The sequence below is a fragment of the Cytobacillus mangrovibacter genome (genome assembly GCF_042865275.1).
In the GTDB taxonomy this organism is placed as follows: Bacteria; Bacillota; Bacilli; order Bacillales; family Cytobacillaceae; genus Cytobacillus; species Cytobacillus mangrovibacter.
In genome coordinates this window covers 51275-66306 of sequence record NZ_JBIACJ010000005.1, presented here as the reverse complement: position 1 = coordinate 66306, position 15032 = coordinate 51275, and the positions used below count along the sequence as shown (strand labels likewise).

Sequence of the window (15032 nt, the reverse complement as noted above, 5' to 3'; positions counted from 1 at the left end):
AAAGGATGAGGTTTTTTGAACATTTATAAAAATATTCATGAGCTAATCGGGAATACGCCAGTAATTGAGTTAAGTCAGTTTACTCTCCCAGAAGGTGTTCGTTTATTTGCTAAGCTTGAATATCTGAATCCTGGTGGAAGTGTGAAGGATCGTCTCGGGCAAGAGCTATTAAGAGATGCATTGGAAAGCGGCAAGCTGAAAGAAGGCGGAACTGTCATTGAACCGACAGCAGGGAATACGGGGATTGGCTTAGCGCTTGCTGCTTTAAATAAAGGGATTAAAGTCATTGTCTGTATGCCGGAAAAGTTCAGCATGGAAAAACAAGTGATTATGAAAGCGCTAGGGGCAGAAATTATTCATACACCTACAAGTGAAGGGATGCAAGGTGCGATTGCAAAGGCAAAGCAATTGCTTGATGAAATTCCTAATTCATTTTGCCCTCAGCAATTTGGCAATCCAGCGAACCCAGCGACTTACTATAAAACATTAGGACCAGAACTATGGAAGCAGCTGGATGGCGAAATTGACATTTTTGTAGCTGGAGCAGGCTCGGGTGGTACCTTTATGGGAACTTCCCGCTTTTTAAAAGAAAAAAATCGTGAAATAAAAACAGTCATTGTGGAACCAGAAGGATCGATCTTAAATGGCGGTGAATCAGGTCCACATAAAACAGAAGGAATCGGAATGGAATTCCTTCCTGAATTTATGGATTCCGCGTATTTTGATGAAATTCATACGGTATTGGATGAAGATGCATTTCGCTGTGTGAAGGAATTAGCTCTAATGGAAGGTTTGTTAGTTGGCAGTTCATCAGGTGCTGCTCTTCATGCTGCCTTGGCAGAGGCAAAAAATGCAAAGGCTGGGACGAATATTGTCACGATTTTTCCAGACGGAAGTGACCGATATATTAGCAAGAAAATTTACGAAGGTGGGATCTAGATGAGAAAAAAGACTCAATTGATTCATGGTGGAATCTCAGGTGACCCGAATACGGGTGCTGTATCTGTACCGATTTATCAAGTAAGCACATACAAGCAAGAAAGCGTTGGAGAGCATAAAGGATTTGAATATTCCCGTACGGGTAACCCGACACGTCACGCGCTTGAGGAGCTTATTAAAGACTTAGAAGGTGGAAAAGCTGGATTTGCCTTCGGTTCAGGGATGGCAGCCATTACAGCTGTAATGATGCTGTTTAACAGCGGTGACCATGTCATCATGACCGATGATGTGTATGGCGGCTCTTATAGGGTAATGACAAAGGTATTGAATCGTTTTGGCATTGAATCGACATTTGTTGATACGAGCAAGCTAGAAAACATCCAATCAGCAATTAAGCCAAACACGAAAGCCTTATACTTAGAAACACCAACAAATCCACTTCTAAAGATTACCGATATTGCAGAAGCAGCAAAGGTAGCAAAAGAGAATCAGCTTCTTACAATTGTTGATAATACTTTCTCTACCCCTTACTGGCAAACACCAATTGACCTAGGTGCCGATATCGTCCTTCATAGTGCGACGAAATATATTGGTGGACACAGTGATGTTGTCGCAGGATTGGTTGTAGTAAACAGTGAAGAGCTAGCTGTAGATATGCATTTTGTCCAAAATTCAACAGGTGGAGTCCTAGGCCCGCAGGATTCATGGCTTCTAATGAGAGGGATCAAAACCCTCGGTATTCGTATGGAAGAAACAGAAAGCAATACTAAGGCCATCGTGGAGTTTCTAGAAAGCCACCCTGCTGTAACAAAAGTTTACTACCCCGGCCTTGAAACACACCCAAATCATGACATTGCCAAAAAACAGGCAAATGGCTTTGGGGGAATGATTTCATTTGATATTGGCAGTGAAGCGAATGCGGATAGACTTCTAAAGAAAGTGAAGTACTTTACACTTGCAGAAAGCTTAGGTGCAGTTGAAAGCTTAATTTCCGTTCCTGCCCGGATGACTCATGCGTCTATTCCGCAAGAGCGACGTGCTGAACTTGGAATTACAGACGGATTAGTTCGTATTTCTGTTGGGCTTGAGGATGCAGAAGATTTAATTGAAGATTTGAAACAGGCTTTAGAGCAATAAATTAGTTTGTTTGGAACGTCCTCTTATTAGAGGGCGTTTTATGTTGGTTCTAAAAAAATGTTGTTTTTGAATAAGTTTTTATTTACCAAAAAGACTAGTTGATTGGAGCGGAAGGTGCGAGACTCCTGCGGGAAGTATGGGACAGCTGAGACCCCACAGGAGCTATGCTCCGAGGAGGCTCAGCGCCCACCCCGCGGAAAGCGAGTACCTGGAGCGGAAATCAACCTCTACCAACCATGTTAAAAGTAATAAATTTTGTGAGAACAGCCTATTTTTAAAAAAATTCAAAAAAACAAATAGAAAGATGTTTACAAATAGAGGTAGTGTGGTTATAATTACCAATGTAAGTGAAAAAATTCCAAAAGGAGGTCGAATAAAATGATGATGAACATGATTGAAGCTGGAAAACTCAATAAATTTTTATATTTTACGAATTCGACCGCTAGGAATTGGATTGCTTAGTATTTACTTATAGCCTATCCATGCCGCAGGGAGATTCGTGTACCTGTGGCTTTTTTGTGCCTAAATTTAGCCGCAGGAGCAGTGTCTCTTTGCGGTTTTTTTATGGAAAAAAAAGGAGGTGAAACCCATCATGACCCTAAATATATTATTTTTAACGATAACGATTAAGAAAAGAAATATTTCTATTGAAGAAGTCCTTCATAATGAAATGATTAAGAAAATTCACGATGAAAACCGTGATCGTCAATTCTCACTGTATCGTCACTTTTAATTTATCAAAAATAACAATGAAAGGTGGTAGTTAAGATGTTTATTTTAATGCAATGCCGTCAAGCAGTTTTATGGGTGGAGAAGGATTCCACCTAGCCCAAATTCGTTTGAGGAGGATTCCACATGTCATTACATGTCTTGTTGCTAACGCTCAAGTTTCGGAAGAAAAAACGCAAACAGTAGTATCTAGATCTAGATCTCTCTTCTTTAACAAAATGTTCATATTTGTTTTAAATATTAACTATGTGAGTATGGTAAATTTAAAATGAATAATGGAATGTTAAGGGAGGCTAAATCATGTTCACAATTGTGATGGGGATCGTGCTTTGCTCAACGATAGGATTAATCATTTACTCTGAAGTAAGTGTTGTTGAATAAGAAAATATGTTCAGTTTAATAAAGAGATGACGTATGAATTAGCATACGTCATCTCTTTATTTATCATGTTAGGGGGATGCGTTGATCCAAGAAGGATTGACGCATTTTTTGTAGAAGTTACTAAACTAACGGGGCGGGGTTTTGAAAAGAAACATTTTAAAAGGAATGTAAAACATCATTATTGAATGATACAATTCCTTAATCAAGCAACCATTTAGTTGCCTATAGTTGACAAGCAACCGTAAAGTTGCTTATACTAAATATATGAATTGGGACAAAGACGCTATATTCAAAGCACTTGGAGACTCGACTCGACGACTAATCCTAGATGAACTTTCGGAGCGAAACGAGCAGACGTTGTATGAACTTACAGTACGTCTTATTACGAAACACAACCTTTCCATTTCGCGACAGGCGATCGCGAAACATCTTTCTGCATTGGAAGAAGCAGGTCTCGTAAAATCAGAACGAAAGGGAAAGTACCGAGTACTTATATTCAACAATGAACCACTTAAAAATTTGCTGAAAGGATGGATAGAGTAATTTTATTAAATCGGAACAGGATTACTGACTAATGTGTTGGGTGTTTTGCTTGCAGGCAGATAGTTAGCACAGCACAATAAGTTGCAACTATTAAAGGAGGAAAAGAAGTATGAAAATTATTGTTACCAGCATATTCGTAGAAGACCAAGATAAGGCACTAGCATTTTATTCGGAAACATTGGGTTTTGTCAAAAAGCATGATGTTCCTACAGGAGAATTTAGATGGATAGCAGTTGTTTCTCCAGAAGATCAAAAAGGTACCGAGCTTTTACTTGAACCGAATAACCATCCAGCTGCAAAAGCATATCAAAAGAAGATATTCTCTGATGGTATCCCAGCAACAATGTTTGGTGTTGCAGATATTCACGCTGAATACACACGATTAATAGAAAAAGGCGTGAAATTTACTATGGAGCCAACAAAAATGGGCGATTTCACAATAGCAGTCTTCGACGACACATGCGGAAACCTTATTCAGATAATACAGCAGTAACTTTTTACATACTAATCTAGGTTCTAAACGAGTTCCTTGATAAGTTTTAAATACGGTGAAATGCTTTTTATCGAGGATTTTCGATATTTGATTTGAATAAGTTTTCTGTTTATCAAAAGACTTGTTGATTGGAGCGGAAAGCGAACGCCTGGAGCGCAAATCAACTTCTACGATTTCAGGTTTAAACAACAATGTTTATGTAACCCTGTCCTAATTCTAGGATGGGGTTATTTATTTGTAAGGAATTATCATTCTACAATGGCAAGGGAATTTGAAAAAGGTGTTGAATAATAATGATGAGCAGTAGAATTTATTGGAAAATACTAATAAGGAGAGGAAGTAGAGATGAACATAAGACTTGCTGAAGCAAAAGACATTTCGCGATTAATAAAAATGAGATGGGATTTCACTATTGAACATGATGAAAGTAAGAAAAATGCATCATTTACTGATTTTGAAAAAGAGTGCCAATCCTTTTTAGAGAGTGCACTGAATAGTGGTCGATGGTTTATATGGGTTGCTGAAGAAAATGGAAAAGTTGTTTCACATATATACATAGAATTAATACAAAAAGTACCACGACCAGGTAGAATAACATATCCATTTGCGTATATGACTAACGTTTATACAGTTCCAGAATTTCGAAATAGGGGGATCGGAAGTAATATGCTTAGTGTAATAAATAAGTGGATTAAAGAAAATAAGTATGAATTTGTTATCGTATGGCCAAGCGATGAATCTATTAATTATTATAAGAAAAATGGTTATGTTCATTGTACGGAACCAATGGAATATTTCCCTTCTTAAAGTAACTAGCAAGTTAGTTAATTAGTTTTCCACATATCATGGATGTTGTATCATGTTGAAATTATCCATTTTTTGCACGTCCAAATGGACAGTGGAAGGAAATATCTTCGGTATTCATCTATTAGATGTGAATGCGAAATAAACCTGATCCTAAGCGTAATAATTATGAACGCTTGGATCAGGTTTTTAAAATTTATAAATTATTACATTTAATGATGGTCAGCATATTTCCACCAGCATAAAGTTCCTAAAAATCCAATGAAACTTGTAAATAAAACTATAAAGACAGCAATATTTATCAATTCTATATTTTCATTTCCTGCAACTCCATTTAACAATGCCGGCACGGCCCAAGGGAAATATTGACCATAACCTGTCGCGGCAATAATTTGGGCCAGAACCATTGTAAACAAAACAAATCCCAATGGTGATAAGTAGCCTCTACCTATACTGGCAAAGAGAGAAACTGGGGCAGAGAGTAAGATGGTCAGAATCGAGCATACAAAATAAGTGGTCAATCCATGAATAAGCGTTTCTTTTGAGTAACCAGGAATATCTACCCAAGCTCCAACAATTAATCCAATAATAAAGACAATAATGGAAAGAAGAAAACACCATAAAACGATTACTAAAAATTTGGAAAGGACAATGGTATTTCTTGATATTGGCAGGGCAAGTAAATCCTTGATTGTTCGATCGGAATATTCTCTTCCAAACATCCAGCTTGTGATAAATCCAAAAACTAATAATCCTCCTATGGATATAGCTTGTGCAAGGAGGCCAAAATAGGATGGCCAATCAGCTGTTCCTGCAATCTGGGCCTTCGCAGAAATAATCCCAACTTTTTGTGCAAAAACAGGATCCTTCAAAATAAACATAAATAACCCACCGATAAATGGCACGAGTAATAATGCACAGGCAGTGATGAATGGAATTTTTGAACGAAAGAATTTTTTTCTTTCGACAGAAAAAGATACGATTAGTTTGTTCATTTTACTCCACCGCCATTGTTTATGATTCGGAGGAAGTATGTCTCTAAATCTTCTTTTTCAATTTTTAATAATGTTGGTGGGTGTCCAGCCTCTACAAGTAATGTAGCAATTTTGTCAGGATGTTGTATAGCATCCATATTCCTTATTTCTAGAACATCCTCATTTTCTTCAGAAAAGGTAGTCACTTGATAGCCAGATTGAGTCAAAATAGAAATCATTTCAGTTTTTCTTTTTCCATCTAACAGCAATGTTTTCCGTAATTGGTTTTCAAGCTGAGAACTATTGATTTCTTTAACTAATTTTCCATTATTTATAATACCGATATTCGTTGCTACCTTCGAGATTTCATCTAACTGGTGACTTGAAATTAGTATAGTGACCGCTTCATTTCTAGCTAAATCCTGTAATAATTTTCGAATTTCGATAATTCCAGCTGGATCTAAACCATTGGTAGGTTCGTCAAGAATCAATATTTTCGGTTGATGAATCATAGCTTTGGCTATTCCTAATCTTTGTGCGTTTCCTAATGATAGATGTTTTGCTTTCTTATGCGTATATATTTCAAGCTTCAACATCTTTATAATTCTAGAAACAGCAGAACGATCTTTCATCCCTCTTAGTTTTCGGACAATCTCTAAATTCTCTTCGACTGTTAACTCTGGATAAGAGTGAGGGGCTTCAACCATATATCCAACTTCATTCCAAATAGCAGTATTTCCTGCAGATACTTTTTTTCCGTCAAGAAAACTCGACCCTTTTGTAGGTGATATCATCCCCAAGAGCATACGGATCGTTGTCGTTTTACCTGCTCCATTTAATCCTAAAAAACCGTAGATTTCTCCTTTTTTGATCGATAGATTGACATGGTCTACTGCATAATGTTTTCCAAACACTTTCGTTAATTCTTCGGTTCTAATAATTTCCTTCATGACCATCTTCCTCGATTAATTGATGTATTGCACTGTGAATAAGCAGTTTTAACACTTCATCAAATTCTTTTTCTCCGATTTCTTTTACGTGAAGGAGGCTCATAAATATTGCTCTTAACGAAGCTGCTGCAACTTCAATACTGAATTCCTTTTTTAGCTTTACATAGGAGAAAACAGTTTGTGCTAATACGTTATCAAATGAATGATGATTCATGATCATGTCTTGAGGAAGCTTTCTTACTAAGTTTTCAAACTCTTGATTTTTAATGATGGTCATAAGAAAAGAATGTCTGACCTCTTGAAAAAGTTCAACAAGCAATGCTGCAAATATCCCCTTGCGTATCTCAGTCATTTTTTTTAGCTTTTCCGCAAATTCAGCCATCAACTGTTCTTGATAATCCTCCAGTACAGTAAAAAACAGGATTTCTTTTGACGGATAAAACATGTAAAAAGCACCCTTCGAAATACCTGTTAATTGAACAAGCTGATCAACGGTTGTTTTTTTTACACCATACTGACTAAGATATTGTCTTGCTACATGTTTAAGTTTGTCTCTGATTAATTCTTTTTCGCTTTCTGTAAATGCGGTTGCCATTGCAGTCTCCTAACTATATGACTAAATTTGAATTTATAGTCATAAAATATCATGGATGTTTGAAGACGTCAAATATTGCAAATAATTTTCTCTCAATTCAAATAGTTAAAAGGGAGTTTAGAGACCGTTCACAAGCAAGTTACTAAAAGAATCATTTCTAGTTAATAAGAAAGTTATGGTTAGTTTTCAAAAGACCCTCAATTATCCCCTTCTATTGGAAATCATAAATAGAAGGGGTGAAGATGATGAAGAAATTTTTTATAGGCTTATTCATAATGGTTATAGTTTTTCAAACCGAAAAGGCATATGCGATCCAGAGAGTTGTAACATCACATATTATTTCTGATGTGTGGTACGAAAATGTCTTTCTTATAGCAGATAAGGTAGATAGCATGGCAACAAAAAACTTTACTGTTCAAGTTGGCGGTGGGGTGGACAGTGTTGGTGGAGAATTATTATACAACTTTCCAAATTGGTATAATGTTAAGTTTGGCCCTAAATTATTTTATAAGGATATTAATAGCGATGGACGAAAGGATGTTATAGTTGCGCTGATTTCTGGAGCAGGTGTGTCATTATCAACAAAAGAAATTCATGTTTTAAATCAAGTAAATGACCCTAATAGGAAATATGAAGAGGTACCAGTTGAATCCATTAATGATGCCGTTAAGCGACTTGTAAAAATAGAACGAAAAGGGAATAAAATCACTGTGTTAATTGGCAAAGAGAAATATGTAGTGGACTATTCAAAATTTGGGTACTACACTCCTGTTGATACTCCAGGAGTAGGGGCAATAGAAACTTATGAGCCTAAAGAGGGGATTCTATACGGATTAACAAATGTTTATGTAACTATTCCTGAGGCATACATAGGCAGTATAAAATTTAAATATGGTTGGGATGGAAAGATGTATAAAGCGGAATCTGCTACTTTTAATGTTTATAAGCCTTAAAGTTAACTGCATTAAGAATATAAAAATTAGCTTTTATTTTATCTCCAAAATATCATTCAAAATAAATATCCCCATAGTACTTGCGTTGATTCAGGAAGGATTAACGCTATTTTTGTTGAACTTATTAAGCTAATAAGGCAGGGTAAGATACTAATTCACTTTGCTGGAAATTTCCCTTTTGTTTTATTGGATGATATCAGGACTCCATGGCGGAGGTTCGATTGATTTATCCTTTAAATTTTGTCTAACTAATCCAATCTTGTCCGCATAAAAATTCAGCATCTTAAAAACAGTAAATCGATGATAGTTACCGTTAAATTGTGGCTCATTTCTTGTAGTAGGATCTACTTCCCATAAAGGAAGGAATACGCTTGCTCTCTTATCCCCGAATTTATTAATAGGGACACTGAAATTTATATATTCGTTATAGCCATTAGCGATTGCAATAACAGTTACTTCGCCCATATTTTTCATAGGAAATCGAAGGTCTTTTGGAACTGTTACCTTAATATTGGCAATACCCTCCGAGCTTGTAAGCATATGTCCAATTATTTCTCCTAATGAATTAATTACAATTACTCTAGCACCTTTAATCGGTTTCCTTGTATGACCCGAAGGTTGTACAGTTGTTGATACTGTCATAGTAAGGGTGGCTGTTACTTTATCTTCTGAAGCGAGTATGGCACCACCCCCACTTGAAAATAGGGAAAAAATAATGATACAAGTTAATAAAAATTTTTTACACAAGGAGACCACAGCTTTCTGTTGTTTTCCTTTATTTTCTGCCTTACACGTTGAAAGCATGCATTCTGAAGGAAGGCTTTTATTTGCTAGGCTGTGTTAAAGCAAATTGTTGATTTTTACACCCTAAGGAAAGCGAGTGACTGGAGCGAAAATCAACAGGCTAGTTAAATAGAGCCTTTTGTAAAATGCTGTTTCTTTAGAAGAAAGGATTATACTGCCCTTCGATAGAATAGTATATTAAGTAAACTATTCTAGGAGTGATTTATGCAATGGCCTATATTTACACCTTGTTTATTATTGCTGTCATTGTTTATGCTTGCTACAGGGTTTTTAAGAAGAAATCTGCACCTTCCAATAGATACACGCCTTATGATGAAATTACTATGAGTAATAAAATCGATGTTAATCAGGGTTTGCCTATTCAAGACACAAAACATAACAGTGAATATGAAGAAAGAACTGATAATAACAAGACCGTATAATTGGCGTTCATTTATAGTTTGTGTTCCTAATTAGAGATATTAATAATCATTAGAAAGGAAACTGAAAAATGACTGAGAAATTATTAAGGATAGGAACTACGTATATACCAATATCCAATGTTGAGCAATCTTCTGATTGGTATATAAATAAATTGGGAGCAGAGTTAAGTTATAAAGATGAGGATAAAGCTATTTTAAACTTTGCTAATCAGAGCATTTTTCTTGTGAGGTCTAATGAAAATCAAAGCTCCAACTTTATTGATATTTACGGTAATGAGCGTTTTTCATTAACATTCGAAGTGAATGGATTGAATGCACTAGAGGCGATACATAGGGATTTTATAGAAAAGGAAATAAGAGTAGATGAGATTGAAGATAGGGGACACTCAGGAAGAAATTTTGTTTTTTATGATTTAGATGGTAATAAATTTGATGTATGGAGTGAACTAAGCCCAAGTTTTAAAGAAAAATATCTTATTTATAATGAAACTTAAAAGCGTGAATCCATATGTGAATTCACGCTAAAAACTCATTGTAATATACCTTTTCCCCCACATGGAGTAATTTGCAAACCACTTCGTTAATCCTTTTTCTCTGGTATCTTCCATAAGAAAGCAATAACAATAACGGTTGCAGCTAACAACAAAATCGTTTTTAAGGAAAAGCCTTCATAAATAATCTCTGCAAGGCTTGCTAATAACACAATTACAAAAACGAGGGCTAATACTACACGGTTAATCAAGTTTTTCCCACCTCAAAGTATTCTAACTTTATTTTAGCGAAAGAATGCAAGCGTTGTCCAATAAAAAGACGGTTGGAAATAATTCCCCATAGAAAATATATGAGTGGACAGACAAAAACAACTCCCAAGCTACATAGGAATTATGTATAGGCAAAAGTCCTTGAAAGCGGGGGTGGAAAAATGTCTGGGATTTTAACTGCACTTGGCTATTTAGTTAAGGAGATTGTCTTTCTTGTTTCTTATGTAAAGAATAATGCATTTCCTCAACCGCTATCTGCTGCTGACGAAAAAAAGTATTTGCAGCTGATGGCTGCTGGCGATTCACATGCCCGAAACATGCTGATTGAACATAACTTAAGGCTTGTCGCCCATATTGTCAAGACAATATGAATATGAAGCAATGTCAAAACCACATTAATATATCCTATGTTATTAATGCATCCTTTGAACTGATTAGAAAGGGTAAATCTAAGTTTCTTGTTGTAAAGGACAAGCCTGTATTGTCATTAATATAATTTTTGTTTATGTAGAAGAGTTGTCTAAATTATCATCTAATAACCTTCAATAAAAATCATCCTATATTGTATATGTTTTCCAATCAGGGGTCATATTATATATATGATGACATTACGGTCAAGAAAGGAGAAAAATACATGGAAGAATTAGTTAAAGAAGATAGGTTTGGTCTGACCCCTAAATTACCAAAAACATTAGAAGAAATTGAAGATGGCTGTATTTTAACTCCTGAAGATTTGGCAAATTATATGGGCTTATCTGTAAGGCAAGTAAGAAGGTATTGTGAGCAAGGAAAAATTAGATCTCTTTGTTTCGGAAGGAAATATGTAGTATACGGTTCTGACTTCAAAGAATTTTTGAGAAAATCATTAATACGACCTTCTTCAATCAGGGAGTTGGCAAATTGAGAAAGAACAGTCTCAAATTAATAGTGCTTTCTTTTTTCAAAGAAAATGAGATTGATTATGTTTTTCATAAACATGATTTGATTTTTAGTTGTTTTCAGTGTAATAAAGAAGCCAACATGGATGTTGCTACATCCTATTGGCATTGCATCAATTGTCATTCAAAGGGAAACTTAAAGGAATTAATCGAGAACAAAGAACTTTTCAAACGGGGTATAAACTTATACAACCCTAAAAAAGAAAAAAACGAATTACTAGGAAAATTAAAACAGCTTATTAGTAAACAGGATGATGACAAGTTAAAAAAACAACTTGAATCTGTATATGAAAAAACATATACTTTAACAAATTATTTGCTAAACGAAAAAGAGTCAATCTAAATAATAACTGATTAGGTTGGAAAGAGGATAATGGAAAAGTTAAAACAAAAATCAAACAAAAAGGGCAGCTATTCCCGCAATTGTTCAAATACCGAAATTCTTTTCCCTTAACAAGCAAAAATATTTTTTTTATACCAGGTGATGTAAATAAGGATTCATGGCAAGAGGCAACGCTTCTGTAGCTTTATAAAAAAGATTGATTATTTATAATAAAGTTTGATTATAATCATCTCATCTCTATAAATTTCTAGAGGTGAGATGATTTTTTGTTGGATATTAATGTTACTTTCATTGTAAAGATTGTGAAGAAATATACTTAAACTAATGGCGCAGGTTAGTGGAAGAAGGATTTTCACTTTTGATAGAAAATTTATAAAAAAAGAGTGGCTATTGCTATGCAGCTAAAGGAGCAGAATAGTTGAAGAAGGAAAATTTGCTATGTATAACAATTTAAAGAATTTAACATTGGATTCATTTTCTAAAGAAGAATCCATTTTGAAAAACAATTATTCAAAATGGATTCTTTGACTCTTTTATATATTTTTTCTTGAGTGTTTATATATATTCATAGTAACCAGCCAGCTAATGACGATGATTCCCGCAAAAAGAAGTAGCATATTACTGTACAAATGAGTGGATGGATCAGCGTTTATAAGTAGTAATTTTCGATCTAGCAAACGTATCGATAATAACCCACCTACAATTGCAATACCCATTCCTTCTGATAAAAAGCTTGTGAAATTAAGCAAACTCATTCCAGCACCAGCTTCCTTTTGTTCCAAACTACTTGAAACAATTGTGGATATAACTGTTTTCGTAAAAGAAAGCCCCCCAAAAACAAAAATTAATATAATTGTCATGAGCCATGGTGTTGTCTCTATAAAAAGGGCAGCTACTAAAAAGCTGATAGAAAGAAATGCAACTCCAATTGTTAACACAAATAAAGAACCTTTCTTATCAACAAGCAATCCACCAATATAACCGAAAATAATAACACTCATTGCCCCAGGAAAAATAATCCCATTTCCAATTGCGACAGTACTTAATTGATACACATCTTTCATCATATAAGGGACCATAGAAATAAATCCTGCTACAGTTCCAAATATAAGTCCTCCACAAATGATTCCAATCATAAATGAGACATTTCTTCCTAGCGCAGGATCAACAAAAGGATTAGATACTTTCCTAATATGTTTAACAAACATCATAAAAAATATTATGCTAACGATTAGGAAGAAAATTATATAAGATGTCGTAAACATCATAAAAAATACAATACCTACAGACATGAATATTATTCCTACAGTATCAAAAGAGCCTTTTATTACATCTTCCTGTTTTAATAATTTTGCAAGGAATGGAACAGTGATAATCGTCACAACTGGCAAAAGCAATAAATAAGACCAATGGATATATTCGGCAATCACTCCGCCAATAGATGGTCCCACACCTTCTCCCATTGCTACAATGGACCCAATAAGGCCAAATGCTTTACCCCTATTTTCTTTTGGAATATAGCGCGCGACAACAACCATTACAAGTGCTGGAAATGCAGCTGCACCCGCACCCTGAATAAACCGAGCCAAAATAAGTACGGGAAAGAAAGAATGTCCAACAAACCCGATAACTGATCCGATGCAGTTCACTATAATCCCAAATAGGAGTAGCTTTTTGATGCCTAGCTGGTCCGATAGCTTACCATATACAGCTGTTCCTATGGAAAAAGTTAATATGAACGCTGTGTTTATCCAATTTATACTTGCTGGTTCCTTATCAAAATAACTGGCGATATCAGGTAATGAAACATTCAAAACCATTTCATTTAAAACGCTGAAAAAAGAAAGAACACAGAGCCATAATAAAATTTGATTATGGCGCAAATTTGACTGTGAATGAGATATATTCACATTTTACCCTCCAATAATGAGGGTCTACGTAGTTTATAGGGTTATTGATACGTTCTCCCTCTTTAAATGTACCCAATTATATTTATTGCACTTCATAAATAACTCCTCCTAAAATATGATTCATATATTTTATCACATATAGCATAGGATACAAAACTATTCCTCGTTCTTTGAGAAGCTGTGATTACAGCTTCTTTTTAATGATTGTAATGAAGCAACATTCCTGTTATGAAAAGAGATTTAGAAATATCATTTTTTATTACAAGCCATTAAGTTTGTGAAGAAATACACTTAAAGTAAAGGGTGCTTTTATCCCAGAAGGATTAAGGCACTTTTTTGTTGAAGTTATTAAACTAAAGGAGCAGGTTAGTTCAATAACAAAACTTGATTTTTCTATGTATAACAGTGAAAATATTGTAAGAAATCACGAGTAACAAAGAGGACTGATTTAACTTGAAAAGTAGATTCTCAATCGCAAAAGCAGAATGGTCGGATGAAAGAGAAAACCAATATAAAAAGGACTGTTTTAACATTGTTTTTAATTTTGGAGATAAGATAAAAGCTAACGATAATACCGTGTATCTAATAAAAAATGGAGAGGAAATAGAAATAGAAAAACCATTAAAACAAAAAACATTTTGGTATGAAACATGGTTGAAATTGAAGGATTTTTACCAGATGGATTGAACGCATCTTTTTCACTAACAGGTGCGTTAGTTTAATAGCGATATTCAATAATCGGGAGCTATTCTTCAATAAGGAGAATAGCTCTTTCTTATTGAAGTAAAGGTGCAGGACAGTTCAATAGAGGGGTGGATTTTTATAGTAAAATCTTAGAAGGAGGGGGGAGAGAAAATTGAGCAAAAAGAAAAAAGTGCTGTTTTGTATTTCAATAGGTTTAAACATATTATTTATCGCAATTGTAGCTTGGGGAATTATTAAGATGAATTTTGTTAAAGAACAAGTTCTTGTCACAGAGGTTCAGCATAATTTAGTGGAATTGGAAGGTTTGATTGCACATCAGATTAATAATAATTGGTCAGAACCGAATTTGGTGACAGCTGAATTAGGAGATGTATTAAATGGGATTTGGCTCGGCATGACTACTGGGGAACAATTAGGAACACTTTCTAAAAGGGATAAAAAAACTTTGGAGCATTTGTATTATAAATTAAGCCAATATCCAAATGATGAATTATATAGCTTTGTTGATTTGACAGAAGAGGATAAAAAGAATTTTGAAGACCTACGGGAAACACTTCGTAAGGTAGGATTAGGATTAAATATCACTATAAGTGCTTATAAAAACATTCACTAAATCCCCTCATTTCATTATTTATTTTTCCAAATCTCTAA

20 protein-coding genes and 1 pseudogene are annotated in these 15032 nt (G+C 34.8%); 14 read left to right on the top strand and 7 right to left on the bottom strand.

Annotated features, from left to right (window positions below; genetic code table 11):
* Positions 1-15: 15 nt before the first annotated feature.
* The 6 genes from ACFYKT_RS10680 to ACFYKT_RS10655 all read left to right on the top strand — a co-directional run bounded on the left by ACFYKT_RS10680 (position 16) and on the right by ACFYKT_RS10655 (position 5029).
* Positions 16-939, top strand: a complete 924-nt coding sequence (locus tag ACFYKT_RS10680; protein ID WP_389219295.1) for a PLP-dependent cysteine synthase family protein — start codon at positions 16-18, stop codon at positions 937-939.
* A complete protein-coding gene (locus ACFYKT_RS10675) occupies positions 940-2076 on the top strand; it encodes a bifunctional cystathionine gamma-lyase/homocysteine desulfhydrase (protein WP_389219293.1) in 1137 nt (378 codons plus the stop codon).
* 592 nt (positions 2077-2668) lie between these two features.
* Positions 2669-2809: a YrzI family small protein gene (locus ACFYKT_RS10670; RefSeq protein WP_389219291.1), complete on the top strand. Its 141-nt coding sequence runs from the start codon at positions 2669-2671 to the stop codon at positions 2807-2809.
* Positions 2810-3450: 641 nt separating this feature from the next.
* Positions 3451-3729 carry an ArsR/SmtB family transcription factor gene (locus ACFYKT_RS10665; protein ID WP_389219748.1) on the top strand — a complete coding sequence of 93 codons (279 nt, stop codon included), beginning with the start codon at positions 3451-3453 and terminating at the stop codon, positions 3727-3729.
* Positions 3730-3838: 109 nt separating this feature from the next.
* The gene (locus ACFYKT_RS10660) at positions 3839-4222 is read left to right on the top strand and encodes a VOC family protein (protein WP_389219289.1); all 384 of its coding nucleotides are present in this window, start codon (positions 3839-3841) and stop codon (positions 4220-4222) included.
* 345 nt (positions 4223-4567) lie between these two features.
* On the top strand, positions 4568-5029 hold the full coding sequence (locus tag ACFYKT_RS10655) for a GNAT family N-acetyltransferase (RefSeq protein WP_389219287.1): 462 nt from the start codon (positions 4568-4570) through the stop codon (positions 5027-5029).
* Between the two features lie 209 nt (positions 5030-5238).
* On the opposite strand, the gene ACFYKT_RS10650 is transcribed toward ACFYKT_RS10655, so the two are convergent.
* The 3 genes from ACFYKT_RS10650 to ACFYKT_RS10640 are packed head-to-tail and all read right to left on the bottom strand — an operon-like array spanning position 5239 to position 7545.
* Positions 5239-6021: an ABC transporter permease gene (locus ACFYKT_RS10650; protein ID WP_389219285.1), complete on the bottom strand. Its 783-nt coding sequence runs from the start codon at positions 6019-6021 to the stop codon at positions 5239-5241.
* A complete protein-coding gene (locus ACFYKT_RS10645; RefSeq protein ID WP_389219283.1) occupies positions 6018-6950 on the bottom strand; it encodes an ABC transporter ATP-binding protein in 933 nt (310 codons plus the stop codon). Before ACFYKT_RS10645 ends, ACFYKT_RS10650 begins: the two co-directional genes overlap by 4 nt.
* Positions 6934-7545 (bottom strand): TetR/AcrR family transcriptional regulator, encoded by a 612-nt coding sequence (locus ACFYKT_RS10640; RefSeq protein WP_389219281.1) that lies wholly within the window; start codon positions 7543-7545, stop codon positions 6934-6936. The genes ACFYKT_RS10645 and ACFYKT_RS10640 overlap by 17 nt, the downstream gene beginning before the upstream one ends.
* 242 nt (positions 7546-7787) lie before the next feature.
* On the opposite strand from ACFYKT_RS10640, the gene ACFYKT_RS10635 reads away from it, so the two are divergent.
* Complete coding sequence (locus ACFYKT_RS10635; protein ID WP_389219279.1) at positions 7788-8498, top strand: hypothetical protein; 711 nt, start codon at positions 7788-7790, stop codon at positions 8496-8498.
* Positions 8499-8681: 183 nt separating this feature from the next.
* Here the strand turns inward: ACFYKT_RS10635 and ACFYKT_RS10630 are convergent, their stop codons facing one another.
* Positions 8682-9245 (bottom strand): hypothetical protein, encoded by a 564-nt coding sequence (locus ACFYKT_RS10630; protein WP_389219277.1) that lies wholly within the window; start codon positions 9243-9245, stop codon positions 8682-8684.
* A 266-nt stretch (positions 9246-9511) separates the two neighbouring features.
* On the opposite strand from ACFYKT_RS10630, the gene ACFYKT_RS10625 reads away from it, so the two are divergent.
* Positions 9512-9724, top strand: coding sequence for a DUF3951 domain-containing protein (locus ACFYKT_RS10625; RefSeq protein ID WP_389219276.1), 213 nt, complete (start codon positions 9512-9514; stop codon positions 9722-9724).
* A gap of 68 nt (positions 9725-9792) precedes the next feature.
* Positions 9793-10218, top strand: a complete 426-nt coding sequence (locus ACFYKT_RS10620; RefSeq protein WP_389219274.1) for a VOC family protein — start codon at positions 9793-9795, stop codon at positions 10216-10218.
* Between the two features lie 86 nt (positions 10219-10304).
* On the opposite strand, the gene ACFYKT_RS10615 is transcribed toward ACFYKT_RS10620, so the two are convergent.
* Positions 10305-10466, bottom strand: a complete 162-nt coding sequence (locus ACFYKT_RS10615; protein WP_389219273.1) for a hypothetical protein — start codon at positions 10464-10466, stop codon at positions 10305-10307.
* A gap of 180 nt (positions 10467-10646) precedes the next feature.
* Here ACFYKT_RS10615 and ACFYKT_RS10610 point away from each other — a divergent pair.
* The 3 genes and pseudogenes from ACFYKT_RS10610 to ACFYKT_RS10600 all read left to right on the top strand — a co-directional run.
* Positions 10647-10847: pseudogene (locus ACFYKT_RS10610) on the top strand (RNA polymerase subunit sigma-70); the annotation flags it as partial.
* 272 nt (positions 10848-11119) lie between these two features.
* On the top strand, positions 11120-11389 hold the full coding sequence (locus ACFYKT_RS10605) for a helix-turn-helix domain-containing protein (RefSeq protein WP_066396186.1): 270 nt from the start codon (positions 11120-11122) through the stop codon (positions 11387-11389).
* Positions 11386-11766 carry a hypothetical protein gene (locus tag ACFYKT_RS10600; protein WP_066396183.1) on the top strand — a complete coding sequence of 127 codons (381 nt, stop codon included), beginning with the start codon at positions 11386-11388 and terminating at the stop codon, positions 11764-11766. Before ACFYKT_RS10605 ends, ACFYKT_RS10600 begins: the two co-directional genes overlap by 4 nt.
* A gap of 533 nt (positions 11767-12299) precedes the next feature.
* On the opposite strand, the gene tet is transcribed toward ACFYKT_RS10600, so the two are convergent.
* Both tet and ACFYKT_RS10590 read right to left on the bottom strand, forming a co-directional pair.
* Positions 12300-13676, bottom strand: a complete 1377-nt coding sequence (tet, locus tag ACFYKT_RS10595) for a Tet(L)/Tet(K)/Tet(45) family tetracycline efflux MFS transporter (RefSeq protein ID WP_066396181.1) — start codon at positions 13674-13676, stop codon at positions 12300-12302.
* A 33-nt stretch (positions 13677-13709) separates the two neighbouring features.
* Positions 13710-13772, bottom strand: coding sequence for a tetracycline resistance efflux system leader peptide (locus ACFYKT_RS10590; RefSeq protein WP_157087879.1), 63 nt, complete (start codon positions 13770-13772; stop codon positions 13710-13712).
* Positions 13773-14129: 357 nt separating this feature from the next.
* Between ACFYKT_RS10590 and ACFYKT_RS10585 the strand changes: the two genes are divergently transcribed.
* Entirely contained in the window at positions 14130-14363 is a 234-nt protein-coding gene (locus ACFYKT_RS10585; RefSeq protein WP_066396180.1) for a hypothetical protein, read from the top strand.
* A gap of 169 nt (positions 14364-14532) precedes the next feature.
* On the top strand, positions 14533-14994 hold the full coding sequence (locus ACFYKT_RS10580) for a hypothetical protein (protein WP_066396171.1): 462 nt from the start codon (positions 14533-14535) through the stop codon (positions 14992-14994).
* The last annotated feature ends 38 nt before the right edge of the window (positions 14995-15032 follow it).